Origin of the sequence: Metabacillus crassostreae (assembly GCF_016908395.1) — a bacterium.
Classification (GTDB): domain Bacteria; phylum Bacillota; class Bacilli; order Bacillales; family Bacillaceae; genus Metabacillus; species Metabacillus crassostreae.
The window spans coordinates 574,471-590,676 of sequence record NZ_JAFBDU010000002.1; the positions used below are offsets into that span (position 1 = coordinate 574,471).

General features: G+C 35.5%; 13 protein-coding genes. 4 read left to right on the forward strand and 9 right to left on the reverse strand.

Features of this window, described 5'->3' with window-relative positions; all coding sequences use genetic code 11:
* Positions 1-161: 161 nt before the first annotated feature.
* Both addA and addB read right to left on the reverse strand, forming a co-directional pair.
* The gene (gene addA, locus JOC75_RS10380; protein ID WP_204953975.1) at positions 162-3,884 is read right to left on the reverse strand and encodes a helicase-exonuclease AddAB subunit AddA; all 3,723 of its coding nucleotides are present in this window, start codon (positions 3,882-3,884) and stop codon (positions 162-164) included.
* Positions 3,877-7,365 carry a helicase-exonuclease AddAB subunit AddB gene (gene addB / locus JOC75_RS10385; protein WP_204953976.1) on the reverse strand — a complete coding sequence of 1,163 codons (3,489 nt, stop codon included), beginning with the start codon at positions 7,363-7,365 and terminating at the stop codon, positions 3,877-3,879. Before addB ends, addA begins: the two co-directional genes overlap by 8 nt.
* Before the next feature lie 364 nt (positions 7,366-7,729).
* Between addB and JOC75_RS10390 the strand changes: the two genes are divergently transcribed.
* Both JOC75_RS10390 and JOC75_RS24490 read left to right on the forward strand, forming a co-directional pair.
* The gene (locus tag JOC75_RS10390; RefSeq protein WP_204953977.1) at positions 7,730-8,467 is read left to right on the forward strand and encodes an MFS transporter; all 738 of its coding nucleotides are present in this window, start codon (positions 7,730-7,732) and stop codon (positions 8,465-8,467) included.
* Positions 8,467-8,862 carry an MFS transporter gene (locus tag JOC75_RS24490; RefSeq protein WP_420828024.1) on the forward strand — a complete coding sequence of 132 codons (396 nt, stop codon included), beginning with the start codon at positions 8,467-8,469 and terminating at the stop codon, positions 8,860-8,862. The genes JOC75_RS10390 and JOC75_RS24490 overlap by 1 nt, the downstream gene beginning before the upstream one ends.
* Before the next feature lie 335 nt (positions 8,863-9,197).
* Here JOC75_RS24490 and JOC75_RS10400 read toward each other — a convergent pair whose 3' ends face one another.
* From JOC75_RS10400 to JOC75_RS10410, 3 genes are all read right to left on the reverse strand, one after another.
* Complete coding sequence (locus tag JOC75_RS10400) at positions 9,198-10,367, reverse strand: thiolase family protein (protein WP_204953978.1); 1,170 nt, start codon at positions 10,365-10,367, stop codon at positions 9,198-9,200.
* Positions 10,368-10,799: 432 nt separating this feature from the next.
* Positions 10,800-11,303: a signal peptidase I gene (lepB, locus tag JOC75_RS10405; RefSeq protein ID WP_204953979.1), complete on the reverse strand. Its 504-nt coding sequence runs from the start codon at positions 11,301-11,303 to the stop codon at positions 10,800-10,802.
* Between the two features lie 14 nt (positions 11,304-11,317).
* Positions 11,318-11,929 carry a TVP38/TMEM64 family protein gene (locus tag JOC75_RS10410; protein ID WP_420828025.1) on the reverse strand — a complete coding sequence of 204 codons (612 nt, stop codon included), beginning with the start codon at positions 11,927-11,929 and terminating at the stop codon, positions 11,318-11,320.
* 162 nt (positions 11,930-12,091) lie between these two features.
* Between JOC75_RS10410 and JOC75_RS10415 the strand changes: the two genes are divergently transcribed.
* Positions 12,092-12,451: a YhjD family protein gene (locus JOC75_RS10415; protein ID WP_204953980.1), complete on the forward strand. Its 360-nt coding sequence runs from the start codon at positions 12,092-12,094 to the stop codon at positions 12,449-12,451.
* A 77-nt stretch (positions 12,452-12,528) separates the two neighbouring features.
* Here the strand turns inward: JOC75_RS10415 and JOC75_RS10420 are convergent, their stop codons facing one another.
* From JOC75_RS10420 to JOC75_RS24250, 3 genes are all read right to left on the reverse strand, one after another.
* Complete coding sequence (locus JOC75_RS10420) at positions 12,529-12,699, reverse strand: hypothetical protein (protein ID WP_204953981.1); 171 nt, start codon at positions 12,697-12,699, stop codon at positions 12,529-12,531.
* Between the two features lie 507 nt (positions 12,700-13,206).
* The gene (locus tag JOC75_RS10425) at positions 13,207-13,779 is read right to left on the reverse strand and encodes a competence protein ComK (RefSeq protein ID WP_338036573.1); all 573 of its coding nucleotides are present in this window, start codon (positions 13,777-13,779) and stop codon (positions 13,207-13,209) included.
* A 129-nt stretch (positions 13,780-13,908) separates the two neighbouring features.
* Positions 13,909-14,031, reverse strand: coding sequence for a hypothetical protein (locus JOC75_RS24250; protein WP_275580296.1), 123 nt, complete (start codon positions 14,029-14,031; stop codon positions 13,909-13,911).
* Between the two features lie 155 nt (positions 14,032-14,186).
* Here JOC75_RS24250 and JOC75_RS10430 point away from each other — a divergent pair, with 155 nt between their 5' ends.
* Positions 14,187-14,423, forward strand: coding sequence for an IDEAL domain-containing protein (locus JOC75_RS10430; RefSeq protein ID WP_204953983.1), 237 nt, complete (start codon positions 14,187-14,189; stop codon positions 14,421-14,423).
* Positions 14,424-14,827: 404 nt separating this feature from the next.
* Here JOC75_RS10430 and aceA read toward each other — a convergent pair whose 3' ends face one another.
* Positions 14,828-16,108 carry an isocitrate lyase gene (gene aceA / locus JOC75_RS10435; RefSeq protein WP_204953984.1) on the reverse strand — a complete coding sequence of 427 codons (1,281 nt, stop codon included), beginning with the start codon at positions 16,106-16,108 and terminating at the stop codon, positions 14,828-14,830.
* Positions 16,109-16,206: the final 98 nt, after the last annotated feature.

The window sequence follows — 16,206 nt, forward strand, 5'->3', positions numbered from 1 at the left end:
ATCGACTTCCTTTCAAACTGAATCTTTGTTGCCCATTTAGTGACTTTTGGTTATTTATTAATCTTTTTTGTACAAATTTTATTTTATGGAACCTTAATAAAATAAGGGAAGCTCACAAACATAGTGGCTATGTCTTGCTCACTTCCCTTGAATCTTTCTTTCTACATTTCCACTAAATGACCACCATCAAAGAAAAATAAGTATTTCTCATGCAGTGGTTTTTGAATAATATCTTCTATCGCCTTACTGTATAAATCAATTTGGACTCTATAGCGATTTTTCAAAGTGATTTCTGCTTCTGTAAAGTTAGCAAATTTGCCTTTAATAGTATCTGTTTTATAATCTAGTAACACAATACCTAAGTCATCTTCAAACAAGAGGTCAATAACACCTTGTACTAATATTGGCTCACCATTGAATTTATCATTATTTTGCTCATCATAAGCATAACTAAATGGTACTTCACGATACACATTTTTAGCTTTTAACAATCTTTCTCCAAGAGGTGTAGCAAAAAAGTTAATAATTTGCTCAATATTTATTACGTCTGCTAGTTCTTTTGATAAAATTTCTCTTTTTACAAGCTCGTCTATTAAGCCTTTTACACTAGTTTCTGTTAGTGAATTTTCTAAATCAATATGCTGCATAACCGTATGCATGGCTGTTCCTCGCTCAGCAGCAGTAACAGACTTACTTTGCATAAAGCTCGGACGATTATATAAAAAGGATTGTGATAACTGCTGCTTTATCAGCTGTTGATCACTATATTCATCTTGAATCTCCCGCTGACGTTTAAGCTCTGTCACTGATTGTTTTGACCGTTTTATTGTTTCATCCATAAATGGATACATCCATGAAAGATACTCAATAACAGATTGCTTTTGTTCACTTTCAATTGAAACAGCTTCTCCACCACTAATGGATGCCAGAAGTTCAGCATTTAATTCTTGTTCTTCCTTAAATGGCTCTACAAGTTCTTCACCTTTTACCTTTTCGATGATCCACCTTGATGGATGCTGGGCAATTTCTTCTTGGTGAGAAATCTGACCTTCTGTTAAAATTGTGCAATCCTGATGACGAATTAATGCTGGTCCAACCCAATCTAAATAGCTTTTCGCCTTAGCACGTTCAAAGTCTGGTAAAAGCCAGTCAGTATGTGTAAGGTGATTTTGCCAATCTGTTATCGTTTTCTCCGCATCCTTTAATGTTCCGATGAGATATAGCTTTTCTTTTGCACGTGTTAGGGCTACATATAACACACGCATTTCTTCAGCAAGAAGCTCCATCCTCATTTTCTTCTTTAAAGCAATATAAGCTAATGTTGGATAGCTTACTCGTAAGTTAGGATTGATAAGTTTTGTACCAAATCCTAATTCCTTATCAAGTAAGTATTTTTTATTAAGATCCATCATATTAAACTGTTTAGAAAGTCCTGCTACAAAAACAACTGGAAATTCTAATCCTTTACTACTATGAATTGTCATTAATCTTACAACATCCTCTTGCTCTCCCAATGCACGTGCAGCACCTAAATCATCTCCACGATCCTGCATTCGTTCAATAAAGCGTAGAAAACGGAATAATCCCCTAAAAGATGTTGCTTCATATTGACGTGCTCTGTCATATAGAGCTCTTAGATTGGCTTGTCTTTGCTTTCCACCTGGCATACCTCCAACAAAGTCAAAAAACTTTGTATCACGATAAAGCTGCCAAATTAAATCTGAAACAGATCCTTGTCTGGCAAGATCACGCCATTGTTGTAACAGGAACACAAATGGCTCTAGTTTTTTATATAACTCCTGATGATTATCATTAGAAGACATCATAAATGCTTTTACTGCATCGTAAAATGTTCCTTTTCGATCGAACGTACGAATTATAGAAAGTTCATTTTCATTTAACCCAACTATCGGTGATCGAAGTACAGCCGCTAATGGTATATCCTGAAACGGATTATCAATAATCCTGAGCAACGACATCATAATCGCTACCTCTGTTGCTTCAAAATATCCATTTGATAAATTGGCATAGACAGGTATTCCTGCCTGTTTAAATTCCTCCATAATTTGTGGAGCCCATGGCATAGAACGGAGGAGGATAACAACATCACGGTACGTAATTGGCCGAGTATCATCAATACCTCTGTCATAAATTTGAAACTGCTGATCGATTAATTCTTTTATCTTTTTCGCCATTAATCTAGCTTCTAATTGAACAGTTTCTAGCTCCTGCTCATCAAAAACACCTTCTGGCTCTGCTTCACCATAATCAGATTCTTGACCCTTACCTCCGCGTTCAACTAATAAAAGCTCAGTTTTCATTAGTTCACTGTTGGGATAAGAAGCGCCAAGCTTTAATTCTGCATCATGATCATACTCAATTTCTCCAACCTTTTCCCCCATAATTTGCTTAAACAAATAGTTTGTTCCGTCTAATACCTCTGAACGGCTTCTGAAGTTTTTGGACAAATCAATTCGCATTCCAGTTTGATCTGCGGATTGGTTAAATCGCTTATATTTACTTAGGAAAAGAAAAGGCTCTGCTAATCTGAATCGATAAATCGATTGCTTTACATCACCAACCATAAATAGGTTACCAGTTGCTTCATTATCCTTTGTGACAAGTTTTAAGATCGATTCCTGAACAAGGTTTGTATCCTGATATTCGTCAACAAGTACTTCAACAAACTGTTGTTTATAATAAGAAGCTGCTTCACTAGGCTCTTGATTTTCTGTACTAAGAATTTGTAAGCAATAATGCTCTAAATCAGCAAAATCAACAATTCCCTTGTCCTTTTTCATTCCTTCATATCGTTCAGCAAATTGCTTCACTAAATCTACAAGCTTTGAAACGACTGGATTTAAATGGGTAAAATCCTGCAAATAATTGTCCAAGGAACGGGAAAATAACTCATCTCTAAGCTGCTCAACTTGTTTCTTAGCTGCATTACGTAATGCTGTAACTTGATCAGTTAAAGCTTTATCATACTGGTCACCTTTAACAATCTTCGCTCTAGTTAGTTTGAATTTTTTCAGTTGCTCTCCCAATAGATCCCATGAATGCTTACTTGCAATAATTTCTGACATTTGTTTTAAATCATCTTCCAAATTTTCAGCTCTGGGAGCAGGACCAGCTGGAAGCTTTGTAAGCTCCATAGCCTGTAAAAGCTGATCTCGAGCGCCCATTAGTTGCATCTCGATATCTTCAAGAAGAAAGGAAACAAATGGTAGGGAGTCGATATCTCTTCCTTCATGATTTTGATACATCGTTACTAACTCATCAAGCCAAACTGTCGGTGTCGGGTGTGATCTTGAAAAGAAATACAACTCACGAATTAATGTTTGAAGCTCCAAATCACTTCGATCAGATGTATAACGATCAACTAAATCAAAAAATTCTTCATTGTTTTCAAGACTATATTCTTCTTCAAACATGTCATCTAATACTTCATCAATTAATAGCTGTCCTTCTGTTTGATCCGCAATTCGAAATCTTGGATCAATATTGATTAAATAATAATATTTTCTTACAACCTGAAGACAAAAAGAATGTAAAGTTGAAATTGATGCTTTGTTGAGTAATGTAAGCTGCCTACGCAAATGCAAAGAAGAAGGATTTTCCTTTAACGCCTTTTCAAGCGCCTCTCCAACACGATTTCTCATCTCTGCAGCTGAAGCATTTGTAAACGTCACAACAAGCAATGAATCAACATCAACTGGATTTTCCCTTGAAAGGATTTTTCTAATGATTCGCTCAACAAGTACAGCAGTTTTTCCTGAACCAGCTGCAGCCGCTACTAAAATGTCTTGTCCACTTGCAACAATTGCTTTCCACTGATCATCAGTCCACTGACTATTCTCTGGCTTAGCGATTATTTCACTCATATCCTTTTCCCTCCTCTCTCATTCGCTTTAACACAGCATCATTTTTTTCGCTTTTTAATACGCGATAATTATTTTCTTCTAAAGAATCGTCAAATTGACAAACTGATTTATATTCACAATATGTGCAAGGCATCTTATCTTTAAGCTTATAAGGACTAATATCGATAACACCATCTGTAATATTCGTCCCGATTTTCTCAAAGGTAGTACGAACATGATTTCTTAACAGCTGAAATTCTTCTTCACTTGCAATTGAAGATGTAGAACGGAAGCCACCTTCTTTTTTCAATCCAGCTGCAATAATATTTGATGAGCTACCTTCTGTTAAGGAATTGTCCATTAAGCGAACAGCTTCTTCATCTCCAAGTAATAAGCCCTTCATTTTAAATTTCTTAAAAATTTCATCATCTAATTTATCCTCTGATAACATTGTTGAGGCTTGGATCATTGGGTCGTGTACATGGAAATATAAAACTCCAGCTGGAGTTGCTTGTACACCTAACCACTTAGTAGAATTTGAGATAATAACATCTAAATAAGTAAGCATTTGTAAAGCTAAACCATAATAAACCTCAGATAATTGCACATTTTTTTCACTAGATTTATAGTCAACAATTCTGAGCAACACACCATTTTTCCCAGTAGCTTTATCAACACGATCTATTCGACCTGCAACCTCCATCGTACAGCCATTAGGCAATGTAAAACGAATTGGTGGCAGCTCACCACCCTTACCAAATCCAAGCTCCAAACCGATTGGTGCAAATCCACTTGCTTTCGCATGCTCACTTAAGATGGAAGAAGCACGTGTAAGGATTTTCTGTAGCTTTCGCTTTATATAATGATAGCGATTTGAGCTTAGTAAGATCTCTTTTTGTAACCGTGGTGCTAGCTTTTCAACAGCATCATTTGATAATCGTTCACACTGATCTTTCGTTAGCTCCTGCCAATCCATGTTCAATTGCTGTAATCGATCTGAGATTAACTTAAGTGCTGAATGAAACATTTGTCCGATATCAGGTGCCTCAAGCTTAAAGAATTGTCGTTCTTTTAATTTCAATCCATGTGAAGCAAAATGTGAAAATGGACAGCTATTAAATTGCTCCATTCGGGACACACTTCCCTGAATATGATCACTATATAACTCGCGACTCACTGCCGTATCAAGCTTTTTCGGTTTATTTTCATAAGATAAGCTGCTCAAAACTCTTTGAGTAATGTTTTTCTCTGTTGCTATGAAATGATTATAGGCATCCCACCATATCGGCTGAATTGGGTAGCCTCTTTTCCAAGCTTGAAGCTGTGAGGTGATATAAGCTAATGTAACATTCTGATTAACCATAAAGCTTAGCTGTTCTTCAAGAGCTAACTGTTCTGGTTCATTCATCAAACGTCGTTTACTAACAAGCGGAAACATCTCCTCAATTCTCTTCAAAATAACGGAAGGAAGCAATGATTTTCCCTCTTCATCAGCCATTGGATATGATAAATACAGTTTATCTGATGGACTTGACAACGACATATAGATAATAAAGTTCTCATCCAATAACTGCTGTCTAGCTGTTGCCGCTAAATCAATTCCTTGATAATGAAGAGCCTCTCTTTCATCCTCTGTTAGTATTCCTTCTTCTTTAGGTCTTGCTGGGATAACTCCATCATTTACTCCTACGATAAAAGAACATTTCACATTAAAAAATCTCGACTTTTCAAGGTCTGCTATTAAAACCTGATCAATAGCTGGGGGTACAAGAGAAAATTTCATCGATTCTAACCCTGTTTCAAGCATCTCTGAAAATAGCTTTAAGGTAATATCTTCATCTGCCAGCATTTCTACAAATTCATCTAATAAATTGATAACTGCCTGCCAAACCTGAGCATGCTCTCTTGCTTCTAATAGTTGCCCTTTTTCTTCTGCTTCAATACGTAGCTTTTCTATTTTCTCTGGAATTTGCAACTCTTCTAAATACATATACAAAGCTTCAGCAAGTGCTCTTCCTGTTTTACTTCGCTTAAATCTCTTCTGCAGATTTAAAATCGGCTTTGTGACAATATCACGAAGGAAATTTAGCTTTTCCTCCATTTGCTTTTCCTCGTCTGTTACAACAAACTCATCATCCAATGAATAAAAGCGGCGGTATCTCCAGCGCTCATCCTTTGTCCAACGTGATCCCTGAATACCATATGAAAGGACATAGTTTTCTAATAAATCCATATCCTCGCGCATTACACGTTTATCCATATCTATAGGAAATAGCATTTCTGTTTTTATACCTCTAAAAACAGCTTCATATCTCCAGTAACCATTAATCATCTCTAATGTTGAACGAATTAATTCCACTAAAGGATGGTTTAACATCGAACGTTTTTGATCGATGAAAAATGGGATTTCATAATCTCTAAAAACTTGCTGAATCACATCTTGATAATCATTAGCATTTCTAATAAGTAAAGCCATATCACGATAACGATACTGTGAATTCCTGATAAGATCCTGAATTTCTCTTGCAATTCCTTCTATTTCAGAGCGGCGGTTTGATGCTTGAAATAAGGTTATATTTGTTTTCTTTCCATACACACTAGTTGGTCGTGCATCATAATTTGCTTCCAAGTGACTTAATGAGGGACTTCTGGCAAATCGATGCTGTTCATTGAGCAGGATTGGCTGCTCCAATTCTTTGCCCATCTCACCGGCAAGCTGAAGAATTTTATGATACGTTCTTCCTGTCATTTGATAGAGATGTAGCTCATGAGGAAGATATTCTTCATATGCCTTATCAGCAGTAAGAGCAATTTTCACATTTTTAGTATGCTTCATTAATGATGCTATCACTTCATACTCCTGTGGTGTGAAGCTATGAAAACCATCAATATAAATATCTGCTGATTGTAAAAAGCGCGACTCCTCAACCTTTTCAGCTAATAATTTTAAATAGTCCTCTGAATCTACATATTTATGACTTAAATGTATTTCAAGCTGTTTATAAAGTATTGCCATATCATGCAATTTATCTGTTAAAGTTTTTTCATCATGCTCTGTAGTAGCACTTGCTAAATAATCCTCAAGCTCTTGTGGAGACAAACAATAGCGTTTAAATTCAGTAAGCATTGCTTCCAGCTGTTCAATAAATCCGTTTTTATCACTTGCTTTAGCAAAAACCTTGAATTCTTGTTTATATTGCTCAACTAATTTTCTTAGCATCATCTGAATGCCCGTACTTGAAAGATGATGACGAGTCATACCACCTGTTTCCTGTAATACACGCCAAGCTAAGCGACTAAAGCTAAACGTTTGAGCTCGAATCATACCTCCTAAATTCGGAGTGCGAATAAGCTCATACTCTGCACCAAACGTCATTTGATCAGGAACTAGATAAATAATTGGTTTGCCAATAGGCTCTTGTTTAAGTCTATCTCTAATTTCATTTAATATCGTCTCAGTTTTACCACTACCTGAGCGACCTAGAATAAATTGAATGCTCATGTTTATTCCTCACTATCGTTAAGGTTTTTCATCCTTTAAATCAATGTTTCTCTTTATCTATAAAAAATTGAGGTTATTTGCTTGTAGAGGCTCCCGATCTTCTGTGGATTATAATGTCTATGCACGAAAAATCATTAAGCGAGCCAAAAATAAATACCACTCTAAAATAGCGTGGTAATAAAATCCTATCATGATATTTTAAAAAGAAAGTTGCATATTGTCGTTATTTGAATCTCTCTCTATTTTACTTTACTTTACAAGCAAATTCCATTTTTCATCACTACCAACTTTACCCTAGAATTTCTACTAGCTATACATCACAGATGGATTAGAAATTTCATAATTATAAATAAGGGGTGAAAAGATGAGGAAGCATATAATTGCCGTTTTTATGTGGATTACTGCCGTTTGTGTTGCGAGTAATATTTATTTACTAATTCCGATTTACTCTGCACTTGCTGATGGATTATCGATTACATATGATGATGCTGTATTTTCTAGTACATTATTTATTTTTTGCTATGCCTTAGGACTTTTAAGCTTTGGACCAATTTCAGAGAAATTCAACAAGAAGTATGTATTAGTTTTCGGTATGATCATTTCTTGCCTCGTTACACTATGTCTCTCCTTATCTTCATCGGTAATAAGCTTTTACACATTAAGAGGTTTACAAGGATTTGTTTTAGGTAGCTTTGCACCTGTAGCATATGCTTATTGCTTTGATTTGTTTCAGCCAAGAATGCGCACCTTTATAATTGCTGTAATTAATACAGGATTTCTAATGGCAGGAATTATTGGACAATTACTCAGCTCTTCACTTGTATCAATATATAATTGGAAAGCAGTTTTTTATTTCTTTGGTGCTATGTACTTTCTCCTATCACTTTTTTCTTTGTTTATTCTTCCTAATGTACCTAAAAATAGAATGAAGTCCTCACGTCAACTTTCAACACAAACTAAGAAGCTCCTACAGCCACAAATAATAATTGGTTTATTTCTTACCTTTTTCACATTAATGTCGTTTGTAGCATTTTACGAGGAGCTGGCTCAGCAATTCGTTAATCAAGAGACAGTGCTTTTTTTAGCCGATGTATTGGCTTAATTGGAACACCTCTCTCACTTTTCAGTGGAAGGTGGTTAAAAAAACATTCTCCTTTAAATATCATCCTATTATGTTTGTTCCTTATAATTTGCTCTTTCGCTTTGATGCTTTTTTCAAAACAACTTTTTTTCATTACAGGTTTATCTATTATACTTGTATCAGCCATTGCTGTTTTGATACCAAGCTTGATCACTTTTATCGGTGAAGCAGCTAGCGAAAAGCGGGCAACAGCTATTTCATTATATTCTTTCACCTTGTTAACTGGTGCAAGTGTGGGTCCTGTCTTTGCAAGCCTTTTATCCTTTCAAGGTATTCTATATCTATTCATCACAATCTTCTTGGTAAGCTTTTCTTTACTTATTTATCAAAAAAGAGGCTGGGACATAAGTATTTAAGCTAATGATAAACCCAAATTATTAGGTAATATATCAATTAATCATTCACCTAATAGTTCGGGTTTTTATTTGCTGTCATAAATTGATTTTTTGATTTTGTATACTAATTCTAAGAACTTGTGGAATGGAGCGGAAGACAATCGACTCCTACGGGAATGGAGGAAAGGCTGAGACCCCGCAGGCTTGCCGAGGAGGCTCAGCTTCCTCCCCGTGGAAAGCGAGTGTCTGCAGCGCAATGGAACGAACTTGTTTCTTCCAGCTTTACTGAATGTAGATTTATTCGTCTTTTTGTATGACTTCTTTAATTATGTCCCGGCCTCATATTTATAATATGATTACATTTCTAAAAATAAAGCTACACCAATACCTCCACCAACACACAATGTTGCTAAACCTTTACTAGCATTTTTCCGTTTCATTTCATGTAAAAGACTAACAACAATACGCGAACCTGTACAGCCTATTGGGTGACCTAAGCTTATGCCACTTCCATTAACATTCACCTTATCTCGATTTAACTCAAGTTGTTTTTCAACTGCTAAATATTGTGCTGCAAAAGCCTCGTTAATCTCCACAACATCTATATCGTTTATCGACCAATTCAAAGCAGCTAACCCCTTTTCCACTGCTGGAACTGGTCCTATCCCCATCACCAATGGATTTACACCGGCAACTGAATAATGAGAAATTTTTGCCAAAATAGGTAAGCCCCTCTGTTCCGCTTCTTCTCTTGACATCAATACTAGTGCAGCTGCTCCATCATTTAATGATGAGGCATTCCCCGCTGTTACTGATCCATCTTCTCTAAAAATAGGTGCTAATGAAGCTAACTTATCACTTGTAACCTGTCTTGGTCCTTCATCTTGAGATACCGTTGTTTCTCCCTTTCTTGTTACTACGTTTATTGGAATAATTTCTTCAGTAAACTTCCCACTCTCAATTGCAGCTAAAGCACGAGTATGACTTGATAACGCAAGCTCATCTTGTTCTTCACGTGAGATATTATATTGTTGTGCAACATTCTCCGCTGTTTCCCCCATCATAATATGATGAATTGGATCCTCTAATATCTCCCAAACACTATCTGTTACCTCACTGTGCTGAAGACGGCTCCCCCAGCGATGCTGCTTAAGTAAGTAAGGACTTGAACTCATTGTCTCAACTCCACCAGCAATAACGATGTTAGAGTGACCTGTTTGAATTTGCATAGCAGCAGATATGATTGCCTGCATTCCCGACGCACATTGTCTCTGTATTGTATAACCAGTTGTTATATCAGGAAATCCAGCTAATAACGCAGATGTTCTTGCTGTATTTGGTTCATCTGTTCTTTGAATACAGTGCCCTAGAATTATCTCTTCTACATCTTGTTTTTCTAACTTACTTCTTTTCACAACCTCATTCAACACAGGTACAGCTAGCTGTGTAGGCAAAAGATCCTTGAAAGCGCCTCCAAAAGATCCGATAGGTGTTCTTACAGCAGCTGTGATAACAACCTCACGCATTTCCCATCCCCCTTAGTTAGTAAACTCGTAAAATAGTTATTTATACTGGGTATATCCCCATGTTTTATTATAATATAGATTTTTATCATTTTATAAAACTTTCTTGATTTTGTTTGGCACCTTTTGACTGAGGCTTTGGCTCGATTATGGGCTTCATTCACCTGTTGACGACCTTTTGACTGGGGCTCCTGCTCGATTTTGTCCTTCATTCGTCTGATGACAACCTTTAGACTGGAATACGATACGACTCGATTTTGTCCTTCATTCGCCTATTGACGACCTTTAGATATGACCTCCCATTCTGATCATGACATTCAAATAACCTTTGATCATCATTTAAATGAAAACAAACCTTTCCTATGTCCTCGCCTTGTATATTAAAAATAAAAAATGCTAACTCTTCAAGGAATCTTTACACCTAGAAAGTTAGCATCAATCTTTGTTTTTTACCGTTCCAATAACATCTACAATTTTGACAAGTCCAAAATGACGACTATCACGACTTTGAATGCGATTGTCTCCAATGACAAAAATATGCCCTTTTGGAATTCTTGTTTTATTTGTAATTTCTTCTAATGTGAAATTACCCGTTTGCTTGTTCACCTTATCTTTTTCATCATCTAAAAATGGTTCATTAACCTTTTTACCATTTATAAATAGTTGATCATCTTGATAGTGAATTTCATCACCTGGTAATCCAATGACCCTTTTCACATAAATTTCTTCCGTACCTGCTAATTGAAAAAGTACAACATCAAATCTTTTGAGTGATTCAAAATACATTCCTAATTTATTAATTGAAAGCAGCCGTCCTTCTTCATAAGTAGGCTGCATAGAAACTCCTTCTACTTTGTATTCAACAAAAATATAAGATTTAACAAATATCGTAACAAAGCAAATACCAACTGCTGAAAAAGCAATTCCTCTTTTTTTCATACAACACACCTGCCTCAATGGTCTCTGTTTTTAACAGTTACCGTCCTATTTAAGCGATGTTCAACCTTTTTACCAATATACCATAACAAAAAGATAACTACCCCTGCTATGATTGAGCGGATAGGCTGAGTAATAAGTGCCTGAAGATCCTGTCCCACAAAGCTTACCATAAAAATCATCACAAACTTACCGGAAAGTACTGCTAAGATAAATTGCCAGTAACTTATTCGCGAAAGTCCTGCAACAACATTTATTGCCGCAGAAGGCGTAAATGGAAAACACAGTATAAGAAAAAGTGGACTAAATCCTCTACGTTCAATCCAGGTAAGTAATTTTCTAATTCCCTTTTTCTCCCGAAGTTTTTTAAAGATCGTAAATTGACCAAGTTTTCTCATAATAAAAAATACAAGAATACTTCCTAAAGAAGCTCCAATCCATGATAGGAAAAACCCCATCCATAACCCAAAGGAATTCACATTTGCAACAATAAGAACAACAAGAGGTAAAAAAGGTAAAAAAGCTTCTAATAATGGCAATAATATAGCAAAAAAAGGACCAAATGAACGATATGTTTCAAATAGCTCCATTAATTGATCGATTGTGAATAGTTCCTGTAATGTCTCCAAATTCATCTTATGCTCCTCAAAATAGTACCTTTACTATCTATTTTACACATTTGTATCAAAACTTTAAAGAAAACAATACGTAATAATTTTGCTTGCTTAGCTGAAGGCATTCATTTATAATAAAATAAGAACAAGTGTTCTGTTTCGAAAGGGGCATTTATCATGACTAGGATTCCAAGCGATATCCGTGACATCATTGAACAATCTATTTATATACCCATGGCTGTTGCCATCTTCAACCGTGACTTAACAGTTATTGAGAACAGTCCTTTTAAGCTTCATCGTCCATATCTTACAGTAGTAGAAGAAGCATTAAAGCTCGCACAAAAGGACTTAGCTGATGTAAAACGCCACTTGCAAAAACATAATATTAAAGTACATCAAGTTGAACGAGATGAAGCTTTTACTCTCTATTCTTTTATTTATAATGGATATGAAGAAAAACACAACTACTTTAACCCGAGAATTCGTAATAAAGTTGCAGAGCTTATGGAAATGTATCTTTTTAAATTAAGAAAATAAACAAATTTAAACTTTAATACTTATAAGATCGGTTAAAAAAGACATTTCTTTAGAGCATTTTTACGTACAAATAAAATTCATGTCCAATCAAAGATCCTCACTAAGAACCTTATTAAATACCACATTAATCTAAATGGTAAGAAGATCAATTCAGGGATGTAAACGGCAATATCAATAACACCGTCAATAAAATTATAACGCTCTTGATTGGTCTTTCTATACTTTTTTCTTCTTTTCCTTTTCATCATAGCTCATGCTCCTTATCTATTTCTAAAAGATGAAAACACTCTTTAATTAAGGCTCTTTTCTGAAAAGTTGTTGCTATTTGCCCTAATTTTGCAGCAGCACCATTGTTTTTACTGCATAATAAGGAACTAATCTTTGAAAAATAGATGCCTCTATGCTTGATACAGTGTTGTTTAATTGGAATTGCAAAAACAACAAAGTTTATGAAAACAGCCTTAATTAAATATACGATTGCATTTAAGTAAAGTTTCAAATCATCTTTTCTTAATCTAGGTAAGGATAAAATTTAAATTCTAGCTGATAAAGTCATATTCTAATTTAACCTTTGCTTTGGAGCATCAATGTATTCCAACTACATAGATGAACTATAAACCCGTTTTTAAAACGTAAGTCAATAAGAGAACTCCACAAACGTACCTGAAACAAAGGAGCACCCCTATTGACCACTTAAAGTAATCTATTCTGATTCAAAGTCATTTTGCAAGTTTACTAGTATGTGAATGTAAACATTAATTATATCGGTTTAATTCCCTAATTATCTGCTCATAAAATGTATTAACTTCTCCCTGACCTTTTGGAAATAATAGCATGTTCATCTTTTTTTGTTCTTGTTCAATTCTAGAAGACATAATTGTTCGAAGCTGTGCTGTTCGGAAAAGCTGATTTTCAAATGACCCTATCGAAATACAAAGAATAACTGCTTTATCGTTAGTAAATGTCACTTTTGTATTATCATGTTCTGCTTCTGAATAGCTCTTTACATAGCTATGTGATAGCCATGCACATTGCGGCCTTGTTGAGGATGTCGTGGGGAAAAAATATAAGGAGTTCGTTGGGTCAATAGCAATCGGTGGTTTATGTGTTACACCCATCACATCTCTTGTTCCGTCCTTCCTACCCATATAACTACTACCATAGTATGAGCAACTGCCACTGATTAGTTCCATTGGCCGTTTTTCTACTACAAGATTCTCCTCAATCTCGAGTACTTCTGAGAACATCTTATTTGAGCTATCTGGCAAAATCGCCATTGTAAAACGATTAATAGTATAATCCTCTACCCTGTTTATTTTTTTATTCACTCCACTACACCTCTCACTTTTTTTAGGTAATAACTCCCATAAACAATCTAGCATGTAAAAGCCGAAATTTCTATATATTTACAAAAAAACAACAAAAAAGTGACTTCTTTTACAATTAAGTAAAAGAAGTCACTCGTCATCAATTTCTTTTTCACCTTCTTCATTTACAAAATTTAGTTCCTCATTGATTTCCAACCCAACTAGAGGATTTAAAGCTGTCGGTGAAATTTCAATTTCCCTTTCCTTTTCCATTTTCATTCACATCCTTTGCACTAGCTTTTCCAACAACTCCTATTTCATACAGCTTAAAAATATTCCTGTTAATTTTTTTAAAAATTTTTAATATTTAGTTGATTTTAACACTCAAATTCCATACAATATAAAAAAGGCATCAGGGGTGATCTTTCATGAAAAATAAAAAGTCGTCTTACACTGAGATCATGAAGTCCCGTAACACAATGAAAAACGTTCCATCAGAACATCCTGTATTAGACATGTATATTCAAATGGTTGTCGATGAAGCTTTGTTTAAAAGAAAAAAAGCATTGCTAGAAGAACGTATTAATGATGCACTTGACACAAAAAACAAAACAGTATTTATGACATTATCTAAAGAATACAGCGTATTGCGTAAGTTAGGATAAGTAGATTTATCTAAAAAAGATCCAGCATCCTCGGATATAGAATGAAGGTCATTAGCATTTCGATCTTTCTCTTTAAAAGAGATTACTGGATCTTTTTTTGTATTCTAAGTTAAAGAATAAAGAGGCTGGGGGAATATTTAAAGAATCCGTTCCATTGGACTGCAGAAGATTCGCTGGGCGGAGGCTACGCCTGTTTATGTGTCAGTACTTCTCCTAGGAGTCGAATGCCTTCCGCTCTATTTCACTTTTTTAAAATAGTATGCAAAATCAAAAATCCATAGTAAAAAGACCCGAACTATCAGGCAAAAGATCAAATAAATGATCACCTAATAATTCGGGTTTATTAGCCTAAATACTTATGTTCGAGTCACTTTTCACCTTAATATAGAGCTTCTACCTCTTCTTTAAGCTTTTGTAAATTGCTCTGCTTCAGTTGAGCCCCTCAATGCTGTTGTTGATGATGTTCCACTAGAAATTGTTTGGGCAACTTCATCGAAGTACCCCGTTCCAACCTCGCGCTGGTGTCTAGTAGCTGTATAGCCATGTACCTCACTACCAAATTCTGCTTGTTGTAGCTCAGAATATGCTGCCATCCCACGATCACGGTAGCCTCGTGCAAGCTCAAACATACTATGATTAAGTGCGTGGAAGCCAGCTAAGGTAACAAATTGGAATTTGTAGCCCATTTTTGCAATTTCTTTTTGGAAATTAGCGATTGTCTCATCATCAAGTTTCTTTTTCCAATTAAATGAAGGTGAACAATTGTACGCTAATAATTTTCCTGGAAACTTCTCATGTATTGCATCAGCAAATTTTTGTGCTTGCTCTAAATTTGGCTCAGATGTTTCACACCAAATTAAATCAGCATATGGTGCATACGAAAGTCCTCTACTAATTGCTTGATCTATACCAGAACGAGTACGGAAAAATCCTTCAACTGTTCGTACTCCTGTAATAAATTCGTGATCAGCAGGATCAATATCACTTGTGATTAAATCTGCTGCATCTGCATCAGTTCGAGCAATGATAATTGTAGGCGTTCCCATTACATCTGCTGCTAAACGAGCAGAAATAAGATTTTTCACAGCAGTTTGTGTAGGTAATAATACTTTTCCTCCAAGATGACCACATTTTTTCTCTGAAGATAATTGATCCTCAAAATGAACACCTGATGCACCTGATTCGATCATTGATTTCATAAGCTCAAAAACATTTAATTGTCCTCCAAACCCTGCTTCTGCATCTGCCACAATTGGAGCAAACCAATCAATATTACCCTCATCCTCCAGATGCTGAATTTGATCTGCTCTTTGTAAGGCTTGATTAATTCGCTTTACAACATTTGGTACACTGTTTGCAGGATACAAGCTTTGATCAGGATACATGTTTCCTGAAAGATTAGCATCTGCCGCTACCTGCCAACCACTTAGGTAGATTGCCTTTAATCCAGCTTTAACTTGTTGAACAGCTTGATTGCCTGTTAGTGCGCCTAAAGCATGAATATACTCTTCTGTTTGAAGGTAATTCCACAGCTTTTCTGCTCCTCTTCTTGCAAGAGTGTGTTCAATATCAATTGAACCTCTTAAACGAATAACTTCTTCAGCACTGTAAGGACGAGTAATACCTTCCCAGCGTTTATCTAAGCTCCAGCTATTTTGTAGTGACTCAACTCTTTGATTATTCATTTCCCATTCCCCCATTTTGTTGTATGGTATATACCATTATTCACATACGAAAAATCAGATTTGTATTTACAGATCTCCTATTTGAAAATCTATAATTA